This is a genomic window from Neobacillus sp. DY30 (assembly GCF_030123065.1).
Taxonomy (GTDB): Bacteria; Bacillota; Bacilli; order Bacillales; family Cytobacillaceae; genus Neobacillus.
The window spans coordinates 2,028,412-2,040,855 of record NZ_CP126093.1 but is presented as its reverse complement, the minus strand read 5'-3'; the positions used below and the strand labels follow the sequence as shown (position 1 = coordinate 2,040,855).

The following is a 12,444-nucleotide window of genomic DNA, read 5'->3' as shown; positions in this document are numbered from 1 at the left end:
AAATATTATTCCTAAAATATATATCACGGAGTTTAGATTGGTTGTCAATTAAGGGGGATTTTTCAAGCATGGTTATTATCTTAACTATAAAACTAGTTTTTTTACATATAACCATGGGAAAACAAGAAGAACCCATAAAAAATTTTATGGGTTCTTTACAGCCTATTTTATTTTGCCAGTCCCGGCCTTTGCTTTTACCAGCGCAGGAACTGCCTGTGTCGGGTCAATTTTTGTAAACAAGGATGGTTCCCAGCCAACATTTTCATTTAACTGGACCGTGTGTGTTTGATTAAAAGCTTCTACTAAATCAACTTCATTCGCAGAGCTTTTTCCATTTACAAATGAGCCGCTTTCATAAATAGAAGTTCCTTTCCAATCCTTGATAATTTGCCCGGGATCAACATCATAATTAAAATTAAAATAATTATTCTCTGCATAGATTTTGGAGTTCATGCCAACGCCAAGAGCATAATCAAACTTATTATCTGAGTCTTTATTAAACTCATAATAATTGTTGTATACATGTACTTGACCATAACGGACCCTTGGCAGCCGCTGTGTTACGTTTTTGTAATAGTTATGATGAATCGTGACCTTTAAGTGTCCATCGTCGGTCCTTCTACTATCACTGGAGCCGATAAGCGAGGTCTTGTCATGGTCCTCCAACACATTGTAAGAAATGGTTACATAATCAGCGCCATTCGTGACATCAAGCAATCCGTCATGCTGCTGGTATGTCCTACCAAAAAGTTTTCCAGAATCCTCATCATGGTGTTCCCCATCCGTAAACTTGTTATGATCAATCCAGATATTGTGTGAGTTATTTGTTACTGTCACGTTGTCATATTCGGAGTTCCATTCACCAAACTCGCCGTCTGTCGGATCCCATTGCGGAAAGAAATCAACGGGTGCTTCAAATTCAATATTGCGGATAATGATATTTTCCACTCCACTCATAATAAAGCTGCCGCCGATAATTTTGGCATCATCTCCCAGTCCAATAATAGATGTGTTTGAACCAATATTAACAACGATTTGCTTTTTTTGATTCTGAGCAGAGCGGGCACGTGCATCCTCCAACGGACCGGACACTTCGTTGTCGTAGCCCCATACCTCAGGATTATAAGCTTCGAGGTAGGCATTAAAATCATACGCTGGATCTGCGTAATAGTCAGGTCCTACCGGATCATTATTCGAATCTACATTAAAGTCAATCGTACCTTTAACATAAATAATTTTAGAAGTGTTATCCTTGTTGCCAAGAGCTTTAAGAAGCTGTGCTTTATTTGTTACGGTGAACACATGGCTGGCATCAGCAGCTGCTCCGCCTGTTGTTCCCGTACCATAAGCTGCCCAGCCATCCTTCGGTGCCAGGACTTCACTTCCTAAATTAGACGAAGCTGATGAAACCGATGCAATTCCCATTGATAACAAAGAGACTGCTAAAAGACTGCTAAATGTTTTTTTCACCCAGAACACTCCTTAAATAATTAGAATTTAATGAACATTTCTTGTTTATAGTAACCGGAAGCGCTTACATAAGGAATTCAATATTTTAAGATGTTTGTTTGATATTTTTGGATTTTCATAATATCCTTATAGTTTCTTTAATTTTTGCATCAATTTTTAATATACTCGTTTTCTTTTATTTTTTTCTTATTATACTTCTCCTACAAAAGTTACTCTTTCGGATTCCAGCCTTTCAGGACATTTTCAATGGTGTACTGCTTGGCCTCTTCGTCGGATAACTGCCTGCGATCCTCATTAATGACAGCTCCCGGACCATAGTTTTTATATTCATAGAATCTTGCGTCTTTGTATGAAAAACCTGACATATCGGTCCATCCTTGCGCCATAATATGCGGTCCAAGGTAACTATTCATAAAAACTACACTGCCGATGGCATTGGGGTCTCCGCTTGGATGCCATGGCCGCCCCAAATAAACGGTACCTGCAGGTGCATTGCTTAACAGCTTGGAATTAAGGAATAAATACCCATAAGGCTCCGTAATCAATGTACTCGCAGCGGTAACATATCCATTATTCGTTGACGAGCCCCGGTCCAAGGAAAAAATATCACATTCTTCAAAAACGGCACTTGAACGCCCAAAGATGAAATCTACATCTCCCTCGATATAAGATTGATAGAAATATTGCGTTCCACCATTTACATACAATGTGTCCTGATTCCCAATAAACCGAGAGTTTTTGAAGGTTTGCCGTTCTCCTCTTGCATAAACAGCTACAGCCTGCTTATTGCTAACATTCACACTTTGCTCATCGAAGGAGTTTTCAAACGTAAGGTTTTCAGCGATGAAATCATCTCCATAAACATAAACACTAGCACTGCCGGTTGTCCCATATGTTCCGCCGCCAGGCTTAGGCTTACCAGAGTAGTTATCATAGATAATTATGGTATCTGAAGCGCTTTCACCTTTGAGGTGGATAAAAGGTTTTTCCTTAGGAATGGTAACAAGCTCCTTATAAACACCATTTCCTATAAACACTTCGACTTTTTCGGTATTATTTGCAGGTATCGCGTCGATTGCACCTTGAACGGTGGCGTAATCTGCCAGGCCATCCTTTGAAACTGTTAATACATTGGGTATTTCATTCAACTGTGGTGTAATATCTTTGAGCTTCCTGTGGTCGGTGATCTTTAATGTATTTCCATTGATATCTTTGGAGTCTTCATTAACTACGGTGGCAACAATTTTGTCTTTCTCGCTGAAGGATTCTGAATTAATTGGGGTGGCAGATTCATAGAAGATGACAGTATGACCCTCTTTATTTATAGTGATCGCTGCTCTTTTTACTTCAAGATTTCCACTATTTTTGAAGAAAGAAATGTCTTCTACGTTAATGGATTCTAGCTTTCTGTCAAAAGTTACTGCAATAAGATTTTGGCCAATAAAATCTACTTCATTCATTTTTATTTTGTTACCTGCGGGAAGAACGGCAGGAGTTTCTGTTTCTCCCTCTTCAGCTCCCATGCCTAATAATTTTAACTTTTTCATGTGCAGCCCGCTGATTAATTGAGAAGCATCGACTTCCGTAATCTCTTTTACAGAATGTACAGGGGAGGGTTCCGCATAGTTTGCCGACGCCACTGTAGACTCAGCAAAACTAAAATTTGTATGAAAACCACTTAGCATTGCTAGTAATGTCACAGACGAGATCATTATATTTTTATTTCGCCTTTTTAATTTGACCAATTCTATTACCTTCCTTTCTTAAAGTCTAAGTGTATTATGTAAGTTTAATATTTTTTTGAGAATATAAAATTTTAAGATAAATGTTAAAAATTTTTAACTATTAAAAAAAATAGTCAATTTGTTTGAGTTTTAAAGCTTCACATTGGCCTGATTTATAGTCACAATTACTCTTTAAATATTTGAGGACATATACTTATAAAAGATGCGTACCTTCTTAAAATTTCAAATGACAAACAGGGTGTGATCTAAAATCACACCCTGCTCGTTTTTTCTATTTTTCTACTTAATAATAAAATAATAGACGGCAAAGGTCATTCTCTGCCGTCCGAAAAAATTAAACTGTTACAACTTCTTTTTGTTTTACAGCTGTTGGAAGAACTGTTTCTATTTCTGAATGTGGCCGTGGAATAACATGAACGGATACTAATTCACCAACACGCTCTGCTGCTGCTGCTCCCGCATCAGTTGCTGCCTTTACTGCTCCTACATCGCCACGAACCATAACGGTTACTAAACCTCCGCCTACATGTTCTTTACCAATCAGGTAAACATTCGCTGCTTTCACCATAGCATCTGCTGCTTCAATTGCTCCTACTAAACCTTTTGTTTCGATCATTCCTAGTGCATCGTATTTCATGTTATTTGCCTCCGATAGTATTATTTTTTTATTTAATTTCTTTTTTATTTCATTACCAAATTTCCTTTTATTTAACAACTGCTGTTGGAAGAACTAGTTCTACCTCACCATGAGGACGCGGGATGACGTGAACGGAAACTAACTCGCCAACGCGCTCTGCTGCTGCTGCTCCCGCATCAGTTGCTGCCTTTACTGCTCCAACGTCACCACGTACCATTACTGTTACTAAACCTCCGCCCACATGTTCCTTACCTATTAAGTTGACGTTTGCTGCTTTCACCATGGCATCTGCTGCTTCGATTGCTCCTACTAAACCTTTTGTTTCGATCATTCCAAGTGCATCGTATCTCATTGTTCATTCCTCCAAGATTATTATTTTATTATTTTTACTTTAGTTTGAGAATTAACACCCATGGCATTAGCTTCTTCTGTATCAATGTGACATTCAAGTGCGGATGCGGCACTTGCCCTGATGGCAACATTGTTGAAAATGCCACCGCGTGGTCCATTAAACTCGATTGAAACAACCTGTCCATTTTCTACACCTAAGCGCTCGGCATCATCAAGGGTCATGTGTATATGTCTTTGCGCCACAATCAAACCTTCTGTAAGCTGTACAGAACCTTTTGGACCGATTAATGTGATACCAGGTGTACCTGTTAAATCTCCGGACATTCTTGGTTCAGAGCCTCTTCCAAGCTTATAGGAATCTGCTTCAAGAATTTCCACTTGGGTCTTACTTCGGCATGGCCCGAGAATTCTTACTTTTTCAATCGCGCCTTTAGGTCCGCAAATGGTGAGGGTTTCCTTACAGGCATATTGGCCAGGCTGTGATAAGTCTTTTACCTTGTGAAGCTGATACCCTTCACCAAACAAAGTATATAAATGTTCTAGTGATAGATGGATGTGTCGGTTTGAAACACCAACTGTAATATTAAATGAACTCTCATATACCGGCTCCTCTTTCCATTCCACTGGAACAGATGTCAGCACCTCTTTAACTTCTGCCAAAGAGATATTAGACTTTACTGCCTCTATTAAGAGCTTTAAAACATCCCCATATTTGTCCATGCAGGTTTACCCCCTTGCCATCGCAGCGACTAACTCGTTGATGAGCTTGACAAGCTGTTCATTATTCGCTGAATCACTATGCCCAGCTAAAGATGCTGGTGCTTCATTGCAGCTTTCACAGCTATTTGATAGCTCTGGATAATCGAATGTTGGATCAGCAGAAGCTAATGTACTACAATCTTTTAGTCCGTAAGCAACCCGCTTGATATTAATCAAATGGATTGGGCTTACGTTTTCCGATACCGAGCTTCCGCCCCATGTCCCGCATCCAAGTGTGAATGAAGGCATCAGACCTGTGCTCGCTCCAACCCCTCCCTGAGTGCTCCCGGTATTCACTAAAATCCGGGCTGCCGGCTTTTTCGCAAATTTCATCACGATATCTTTATCTTGAGTATGAAGGCTCATACTGTGACCGATGCCGTTCTGAAGCAGTTGGATACTAAGGTTGCAAGCTTCCTGCCAATCTATCACTGTATAAAAAGCAAGAACGGATGTTAGTTTTTCGTAGGAAAGCGGATAGCTCGGACCGACTCCATGCTGTTCACCGATAAGAACCTTCGTTCCTTCTGGAATGGAGAACCCAGCAGCCTCAGCAATTACCTGCGGCGATCTGCCAACAAACTTGGCATTCATGGCATGGCCGTTTTTAAACAGTAATTGACATACTTTTGCTGTTTCTTCCGGGCTCATGAAATAACCGCCTTGTTTTTTAAATTCTGCTATTACCCTCTCGCGGTTACACGCTTCTACAATAACAGACTGTTCTGAGGCGCAAATCGTGCCGTAGTCAAATGTCTTACTGGCTAAGATATCCGATACAGCCTTTGAGATATTGGCCGTTCTCTCAATATAGGCCGGGCAGTTTCCTGCGCCAACGCCGAGAGCCGGCTTACCTTTACTGTAAGAGGCTTTTACAAGACCAGGACCACCGGTGGCGATGATCATCTTCACCTCTTTACATTCCATTAATTCATTTGTTGCATTCATGCTAGGCAGAGAAATACAGCCGATACTGTTGGCTGGGGCACCAGCTTCAACCGCAGCCTGGTTCATAATTTCTGCAGCCTTCAATGTACATTTTGCTGCAGATGGGTGTGGCGAAAAAACAATCGCATTACGTGATTTAATCGCAATCATCGCTTTAAAAATCGCTGTTGATGTTGGATTTGTAGAAGGAATAATCCCCATTAACAATCCTACTGGCTCCGCAACATCCATCACTTGTTTTACTTCATCATGTGCAATCACACCAATGGTTTTGATATCTTTAATAGATTGATATAAAATCGTAGATGCCAAGTGATTTTTATAGGTTTTGTCGGCAACCTTACCAAATCCGGTTTCTTCAACCGCCATTTTAGCAAGGAGGACAGCATTTTCTTTCGCTGCTTTCACCATGCTGCGTAAAATTTTATCAATTTGCTCTTCTGTATATTCGGCAATCTGTTGAGTAGCAATTTGTCCTAAACGAGCAATGTCTCTAACTGCTTGAATCGACCTTAAATCATAGTCGAAATTTTCCATTAGAGGATTCCCCCTTTCACTATTCTAATAGTCAATTATTTGAGTTTTTTCGTAAAATGCTTTGATTTCTTCAAGCAGCGTCTTCTTATCTGCTTTGGAAATCAATCTTCCTGCTATTCCTAAATTCTTATATTCACGAGCAAGAGATCGAAGTGTGGTAACTTTGAGACTTGCTATCACCTCAAAGGCTATGGTTAATCCATACTCGAGAACGATATAATCCATCTGGTTTTTATTGAGTTCTCCTAAGTCCATTACTGGCAATATCTTTCTGTCTTCTTCTACCGCTACTTCCGATTGAGAAGATTTATTATCATCTGCTAGTTCATGTTCTATAGGTTCCAACAATTGAATAACCACATTCTCCTCGTTCACTCCGTATCCGACGATTGTGCCATTCAATTCCACATGAGGTCTCGGAATGACATGCTGAGAAACCAGCAATTCACTTTTTAGCTGTTTTACTGCCGCTGCACCGGCTTCCACCGCTGCTTTTACTGCACCGACATCACCGGTAACAACCATGGTCACCAGTCCGCCGCCTGAGAGAGTTTTTTCAATTAGGTTTACATTTGCCGCCTTCAGCATCGCATCTGCACTTTCCAACGCTGCTAGGAGACCTTTTGTTTCAATTAAACCAAGTGCCTGCACGTTCCGCCCTCCTTACCTTAAACAAGGTCAGCCCAGTTTGCTGGATATGTAGTGTAAAAAATCCTGGCCTTGTCAGGGGAGCCCCAAACGACCTTCGACCCTTTCGGTACATAAAGTACATCTCCAGTATAAGCCGTATAGGTTTTTCCATTAATCGTGACCGTTACCGTGCCTTCGATGACATAATCAACTTCCTCATAGGTTAAATCCCATTCAAATCTTGACTCTTCAATCGTTAAAAAACCGGCACTCATTTGAGATTCATCTTTGCTGATTAATTCCTGGTAAAACACTTTATCGTTTGAATTACCAGTTTCGAAGACGTCATATTTTACAGTATTTCCCCGAACGACTTTAAAACCGCCGCTATCACGCTCTGCCTGATAGGGTACTGCTTGAAGGTTAAGCGCATCCATCAGTCCTTTAAGAAGTCCTTTATCTGCTAAAGCCTTTAGTGCGCTAAAAATTAGGTTACTGTCTATTTCACCACCATAAGGATTTGCAGGTATGGAGGTTTTTTCCTCACAGCTTACTTTCTCAAAGGAAAACTCTATTCCGTAAATTTTCGCTGCATCCTTAGCTGCCGGAGTAATAATCGTTTTTTTATCGATACAAACTATTTTCTGTCCTTGCTTTTCAAAAGCTTCCACATCTTTCATGGATATTAATTTCTTCATCCCCTTAACCTCCTCTCAACGATTAGGGAATTATATCAATAGCTGTTAAACTCCAACTGTAGGTAATAATTAGAGGTACTTTAACAACGCTATTGACATTTTTAGTTAGAATAGACTTGGTATCAGTCTGTCGGAAACAGAGGCGATGATCTCACAATTGACGAGCAAGCCTTTTTCTTCTGCGACCGTCTTTCCTGCTTCCATGCTTTCTTTCACTGAGGCTACATCGCCGGTAAACGTAAAGTAAGCCTTGCCACCCAGTCCATTTCCCAACCGAAGCTCCAATGCTTCAACATCAGCCGTTTTGAGGATGGCATCTGCTGCAACGATCATAGTGGCCAGTGAAAAAGATTCTATGATCCCGAGAGCATTGATGCGATCTGGAACGGTTGTCCCTGCAATTGCTGGAAAAACAGCCGGACTGACATTCGGGATAATCAGTGAATCAACGAAACATTCTTCTGCCAGCCGCTCACCTACTTCTACCGAATCCTGAACAGCCGCAACATCACCATGAACAATGGCTATATACTTACCCGGACAGGTGGATGAAGCAGTTACGATTTCAACATCAGAAATCTTCACCATCTGGTCTGCCGTATAGATCCCGCGGGCAATGCTAGTAAATTCTACGACTCCGATTGCATTCGCCATCTTAGGTCCTCCTTATTGCAATATACGCTTTTTCAATTTCGACAACCTTGCCAGAAATACTTGCATGAATCGCTGCTCCTAAGCTGCTGTCGGGAATTTTCCCAATTAACTGTCCCATGGTTACATGATCGCCAACAGTAACAACTGGAATCGCAGGTGCTCCGACATGCTGGCTATGGGCAATCCGGACAATCTCTGGATTCACTGTTACGTCAGACATTGGAGCCGGTTTATCTAAATGATATAAGCCTAATTTTGCAACGAGACGCTTGCTCGGAACCAAACGAAACTCGCGATTTTTGCGGGCTGTATATGAAGTAGGTACTCTCGTAAAACGAATATTGTTTTCCATTAACTGCTGCTTCAAATACTGGTTGTTAAACTTCGGAAATAAGCCTATAGGGCATGAGAATAATTCGCACAAATTGCATTGGGAGCATAGATAAACCATTTTTTGATCTTCTTGATTCTGCAGTCCATAGTTGGTGACTCTCATCAACTTATGAGGCTGAAGATGATGCCCTAGCAAATAGCGCGGACACATTTCTGTGCACATTCGGCATTGTTCGCAGGACTTATTAATTCTCTTCGCTGCTTCCAAGGTCGTTGTTTTTCGTTTAATCAGGTTATGTTGCTTTTTTAAAATGACCAAGCCTTTGGTTTTCTTTGTTACATGGCCGTCTATGCTGTTCATGACCTTGCCCATCATCGGACCGCCATCTATGACGGCATAATCATCAAAATTTTTGATGCCGCTCAAGCGCAGGACATCCATGGTTGGTGTGCCTACAGGAACCTTTACGGTCATCCGTTGCGGAATATCACCTGCAACTGTGATATATTTTTCCGTTACAGGCTTTCCATTTGAGGCATGATAGATATTTAACGCCGTTTCGGAATTAATCACGACACAGCCAACCTCAATCGGGATCCCTGCCTCCGGAACGACCCTTCCTGTCAGTTCGTAAACTAACACCTGTTCATCACCCGCAGGATAGGCATCCTTTAGTCCTTTAACCTTAACAAAGCTGTCGAGTTCAAGCTCCTTGATTCGCTGTTTTAAAATCGCCATGACTTCTTTATGCTTTTCTTTTATTCCAATCAAAGCTTTCTCCGCACCAACCAGTCTTCCAGCACCCTCGAATCCTTTAATAATTTCATCTGGAAATAACGCCATTAACTGCTGGTCCACCCGCAGCAGCGGTTCGCACTCCACTCCGTTTAGAAGGATAAACTCCGCCTTTGCAGCCAGCTTTACATGTGTAGGGAATCCCGCTCCTCCTGCTCCGACGATGCCTGCTTCTTTTACCAAATCTAGAAGACTCAATCTCCCATCCCCCTTATCACTTAAACTGACAATCTTCATCTATGATTCCAACAACACAGGCATCAACCGGAACGGTGTCATCACTAAGCATTTTTCTGGCTGATGAACCAGTCGTAACAATCACCCTGTCGCCAATCCCGGCACCTATGATATCGACAACGACTAAACGCTCCCCTTCATTACTGCCGCCAATCACTTCAGCAAGCATAAACTTTAACCCGTTAAGTGATTCTGCTTTTCTAGTTGCCCAGACATTATCAATAAGTTTTGCCGTTATCATAAATTGACACCTTCTTCCATCTTGTATTGTAGGTTTCATAGATGAACTTTCTTAATCTAGCCATCCATGCCTTCTTGTAGTTTGCTAGTCCATGATTTCCTGTGTACAGCTTAGCGCGATCCCTAGTGGAGTCACAAACATTGGATTCTTTGGCTTATGTGTGTATATCCTTGTTTTCTTCTCAATGATTACCTCGATTCCTTCCAAACAGGCGGTACCTCCAACCAAGGATATTTCCTTTACCTCGTGATTGTTGATATGCCGGGTTATGATGGAGGCAATTTTTTCAATTACCGGTTTTAATACCGGCAGCAATTCTTTATGATTCTTGGAATCACGTTTGTATTGATCAGCATCAGTAAATGGAAGTTTATAGGCTCCGGAAATCACTAGCGAAAAATGGGTTCCCCCTGTTGGCTCATCCACGACATAGACGACCTTGCCATCCTTTAGAATCGAAATACCTGTTGTACCGCCGCCAATATCAACCACGGCACCGTTCTGCATTTTGAGCACTTCATTCGCAGCAGTCGGTTCATCCAGAAGGTTGGTCAGTTCAAATCCGGCCGCTTGAACGACATTCTTTACGGCACCCCCGTCTAATTCATCCGTACCCGGTGGAATTGCTGCAGCTGCGTACATTAATTGAGTTCCCAGTTTCTCTTCCAGTTCGTGCTTCATTTCTCGCACCAGATTAACGGCCCCGATATAATCCACTACCATCCCATCACGAACGACATCTGCGTAGCGGCAGGCGCCTGCTGCTGGTTGGTAATTTTCGTCCAATACAGCTAACACGACACAAGCTGTTCCTAAATCCACTCCGGTATAGTAAACTGATGACTTACCGACCCTGGGCTTTTCAATTACTTTTTCAAAATTCTCAACTAGCTTGTCGCAGTATTCAAAAGTCTCAGACATTCGGTCCCTCCTATCGTTTTGTGGATGTATTGCGACAGCGTGTTAATAACCTGATTCACCTTGCCAATCATATCGATGTTCCATGCTTTTTCTTCATTATCACTGTCACTGAGTTCCAGCATTAGCGGCTCGAGCTCCTGCAAAGCACAACGAAGTCGATGCAACAGTAACAATTCCCTGCCTTTTTCAAGCTGCATATGAAATTCTGTGATTTCAAAACAGTCACCCAGGTTACTAGAAAAATTGCATTTCATGATACCAGTGCAATCATTACAAGGTAGGTTCTCGACCGTGCCAAGCGAATTCACGGCATTCTTTATTGAAGAAAATTGTTTGTACAACTTCACGATATGGTGAGCGAGAACAACGTCTCTCCCAAGAAGCTCTTCACAGGTCAACAGGAACAAGGCTTCTGTCGATTTCAGCCTGCTATGAAACTGAAGCCTTTTCCAATCCACCTTGTTTTCCGGTACGGATAGTTCCTCAGCTTGTTGCTTTGTTCGGCCAGATATTTTCTTGATACTTGAATCATGCATTTTAATTCCCTTATCTGTGAGATACTGCCTGCCGCCAGGAGTAAGTCTCGTTCCTGTTCTTAACACAAAATCTGTGAAGGGTTCTTTTTTATATAGCTCCCTTAAGTAACTTTCGGTAATAAATTTCATTTTCATTACCTAGCTTTCTGTTCAAATAGATATTCTTTTAAGGCACTGATGCCAATGTCTTGCTGCACACTTATTTTAAAATAAGGATTTGCCGTTCCGATTTCCTTTAGCTGTTGTATGCATTTATCCTCATTTTCCGGCGTGGCATCCGCTTTTGTAATGACACCAATAACAGGACATCGAAACACTTTGGCAAAACCAGGCGAATAAACCTCTGCAGGCTTAGATTGATCGACAAGGATCAAGACATGTGATGCATCCTGCATAGCAGAAATTAAATATTTGTACATCCATGTATTTTCGATATAAGCTCCTGGAACATCTATGGTATTTTTGCCATAGATCAGGTTCTGCGTTTTACGAATCGGTTTATCCTCTTCATTTAGGGCGTTGACCAATGTAGTCTTGCCGCAAGCAGTCGGTCCGATTACCATTATTCTCTTCTTTCTCATGTTCGTGTTATTAGGGTTGTTGTAAAACCCAGCATTGTTTTCAATGTATTATTAACGGCTTCAAGAGCAGTTACGACGCTTTGGACATCACCGCTAATGACGACAGAACCCGTAAAGCGGTCAAGAAAGCCAATTTCCACATCAGCTGACTTTGTGGCGATATCAGCTGCTATTATGGCCGTTTCATAGGGTGTCAGCGTCAGAATCCCGATTGCACCTTTTTCATCGATTCCCAGCCGTTCATATATGTCCGGCATGGGGGAAGCAATGACATGAGCAATGGTCACTTGTTTTCCAGGAACAGATTCCTGGATAATTCGCTCTATCGCCTTTTTCCCAACTGATCCCATCGTCATTACCTCACTCTATT

At 41.6% G+C, this 12,444-nt stretch carries 15 protein-coding genes; all 15 read right to left on the bottom strand.

The features are described 5' to 3' along the window. Window positions 1-162 precede the first annotated feature (162 nt). The 15 genes from QNH29_RS09965 to QNH29_RS09890 all read right to left on the bottom strand — a co-directional run bounded on the left by QNH29_RS09965 (window position 163) and on the right by QNH29_RS09890 (window position 12,424). Window positions 163-1,470 carry a pectate lyase family protein gene (locus QNH29_RS09965; RefSeq protein WP_481858789.1) on the bottom strand — a complete coding sequence of 436 codons (1,308 nt, stop codon included), beginning with the start codon at window positions 1,468-1,470 and terminating at the stop codon, window positions 163-165. A gap of 209 nt (window positions 1,471-1,679) precedes the next feature. Beyond that, on the bottom strand, window positions 1,680-3,182 hold the full coding sequence (locus tag QNH29_RS09960) for a pectinesterase family protein (RefSeq protein WP_283864630.1): 1,503 nt from the start codon (window positions 3,180-3,182) through the stop codon (window positions 1,680-1,682). 367 nt (window positions 3,183-3,549) lie between these two features. Then, window positions 3,550-3,852: an ethanolamine utilization microcompartment protein EutM gene (eutM, locus tag QNH29_RS09955; RefSeq protein WP_283864629.1), complete on the bottom strand. Its 303-nt coding sequence runs from the start codon at window positions 3,850-3,852 to the stop codon at window positions 3,550-3,552. A gap of 67 nt (window positions 3,853-3,919) precedes the next feature. Next, window positions 3,920-4,204 carry an ethanolamine utilization microcompartment protein EutM gene (eutM, locus tag QNH29_RS09950; protein ID WP_283864628.1) on the bottom strand — a complete coding sequence of 95 codons (285 nt, stop codon included), beginning with the start codon at window positions 4,202-4,204 and terminating at the stop codon, window positions 3,920-3,922. A 20-nt stretch (window positions 4,205-4,224) separates the two neighbouring features. Beyond that, complete coding sequence (locus QNH29_RS09945; RefSeq protein WP_283864627.1) at window positions 4,225-4,923, bottom strand: phosphate propanoyltransferase; 699 nt, start codon at window positions 4,921-4,923, stop codon at window positions 4,225-4,227. A gap of 6 nt (window positions 4,924-4,929) precedes the next feature. Further along, window positions 4,930-6,447, bottom strand: a complete 1,518-nt coding sequence (locus QNH29_RS09940) for an acetaldehyde dehydrogenase (acetylating) (protein ID WP_283864626.1) — start codon at window positions 6,445-6,447, stop codon at window positions 4,930-4,932. Between the two features lie 24 nt (window positions 6,448-6,471). Next, complete coding sequence (locus QNH29_RS30320) at window positions 6,472-7,098, bottom strand: BMC domain-containing protein (protein WP_349654896.1); 627 nt, start codon at window positions 7,096-7,098, stop codon at window positions 6,472-6,474. 17 nt (window positions 7,099-7,115) lie between these two features. Further along, window positions 7,116-7,775 (bottom strand): cupin domain-containing protein, encoded by a 660-nt coding sequence (locus tag QNH29_RS09930; protein WP_283864625.1) that lies wholly within the window; start codon window positions 7,773-7,775, stop codon window positions 7,116-7,118. Window positions 7,776-7,880: 105 nt separating this feature from the next. Then, window positions 7,881-8,429 (bottom strand): BMC domain-containing protein, encoded by a 549-nt coding sequence (locus tag QNH29_RS09925; RefSeq protein WP_283864624.1) that lies wholly within the window; start codon window positions 8,427-8,429, stop codon window positions 7,881-7,883. 1 nt (window position 8,430) lies between these two features. Beyond that, window positions 8,431-9,756 carry a 4Fe-4S dicluster domain-containing protein gene (locus tag QNH29_RS09915; protein WP_349654895.1) on the bottom strand — a complete coding sequence of 442 codons (1,326 nt, stop codon included), beginning with the start codon at window positions 9,754-9,756 and terminating at the stop codon, window positions 8,431-8,433. Window positions 9,757-9,772: 16 nt separating this feature from the next. After that, a complete protein-coding gene (locus tag QNH29_RS09910) occupies window positions 9,773-10,036 on the bottom strand; it encodes a EutN/CcmL family microcompartment protein (RefSeq protein WP_283864623.1) in 264 nt (87 codons plus the stop codon). 84 nt (window positions 10,037-10,120) lie between these two features. After that, a complete protein-coding gene (eutJ, locus tag QNH29_RS09905; RefSeq protein WP_283864622.1) occupies window positions 10,121-10,957 on the bottom strand; it encodes an ethanolamine utilization protein EutJ in 837 nt (278 codons plus the stop codon). Next, the gene (locus QNH29_RS09900) at window positions 10,924-11,628 is read right to left on the bottom strand and encodes a cobalamin adenosyltransferase (protein WP_283864621.1); all 705 of its coding nucleotides are present in this window, start codon (window positions 11,626-11,628) and stop codon (window positions 10,924-10,926) included. The genes eutJ and QNH29_RS09900 overlap by 34 nt, the downstream gene beginning before the upstream one ends. Next, window positions 11,628-12,074, bottom strand: coding sequence for a EutP/PduV family microcompartment system protein (locus QNH29_RS09895; protein ID WP_283864620.1), 447 nt, complete (start codon window positions 12,072-12,074; stop codon window positions 11,628-11,630). Before QNH29_RS09895 ends, QNH29_RS09900 begins: the two co-directional genes overlap by 1 nt. Then, window positions 12,071-12,424 carry a BMC domain-containing protein gene (locus QNH29_RS09890; RefSeq protein WP_283864619.1) on the bottom strand — a complete coding sequence of 118 codons (354 nt, stop codon included), beginning with the start codon at window positions 12,422-12,424 and terminating at the stop codon, window positions 12,071-12,073. Before QNH29_RS09890 ends, QNH29_RS09895 begins: the two co-directional genes overlap by 4 nt. Window positions 12,425-12,444: the final 20 nt, after the last annotated feature.

Excerpts from the sequence above, each read along its gene's own strand:
- QNH29_RS09925 (WP_283864624.1), bottom strand. The coding sequence starts at position 8,429 with ATGGCGAATGCAATCGGAGTCGTAGAATTTACTAGCATTGCCCGCGGG.
- QNH29_RS09945 (WP_283864627.1), bottom strand. The coding sequence starts at position 4,923 with ATGGACAAATATGGGGATGTTTTAAAGCTCTTAATAGAGGCAGTAAAG.
- QNH29_RS09890 (WP_283864619.1), bottom strand. The coding sequence starts at position 12,424 with ATGGGATCAGTTGGGAAAAAGGCGATAGAGCGAATTATCCAGGAATCT.
- QNH29_RS09910 (WP_283864623.1), bottom strand. The coding sequence starts at position 10,036 with ATGATAACGGCAAAACTTATTGATAATGTCTGGGCAACTAGAAAAGCA.
- eutM (WP_283864628.1), bottom strand. The coding sequence starts at position 4,204 with ATGAGATACGATGCACTTGGAATGATCGAAACAAAAGGTTTAGTAGGA.
- QNH29_RS09940 (WP_283864626.1), bottom strand. The coding sequence starts at position 6,447 with ATGGAAAATTTCGACTATGATTTAAGGTCGATTCAAGCAGTTAGAGAC.
- eutJ (WP_283864622.1), bottom strand. The coding sequence starts at position 10,957 with ATGTCTGAGACTTTTGAATACTGCGACAAGCTAGTTGAGAATTTTGAA.
- QNH29_RS09900 (WP_283864621.1), bottom strand. The coding sequence starts at position 11,628 with ATGAAAATGAAATTTATTACCGAAAGTTACTTAAGGGAGCTATATAAA.
- QNH29_RS09960 (WP_283864630.1), bottom strand. The coding sequence starts at position 3,182 with ATGATCTCGTCTGTGACATTACTAGCAATGCTAAGTGGTTTTCATACA.
- QNH29_RS09895 (WP_283864620.1), bottom strand. The coding sequence starts at position 12,074 with ATGAGAAAGAAGAGAATAATGGTAATCGGACCGACTGCTTGCGGCAAG.
- QNH29_RS09930 (WP_283864625.1), bottom strand. The coding sequence starts at position 7,775 with ATGAAGAAATTAATATCCATGAAAGATGTGGAAGCTTTTGAAAAGCAA.
- eutM (WP_283864629.1), bottom strand. The coding sequence starts at position 3,852 with ATGAAATACGATGCACTAGGAATGATCGAAACAAAAGGTTTAGTAGGA.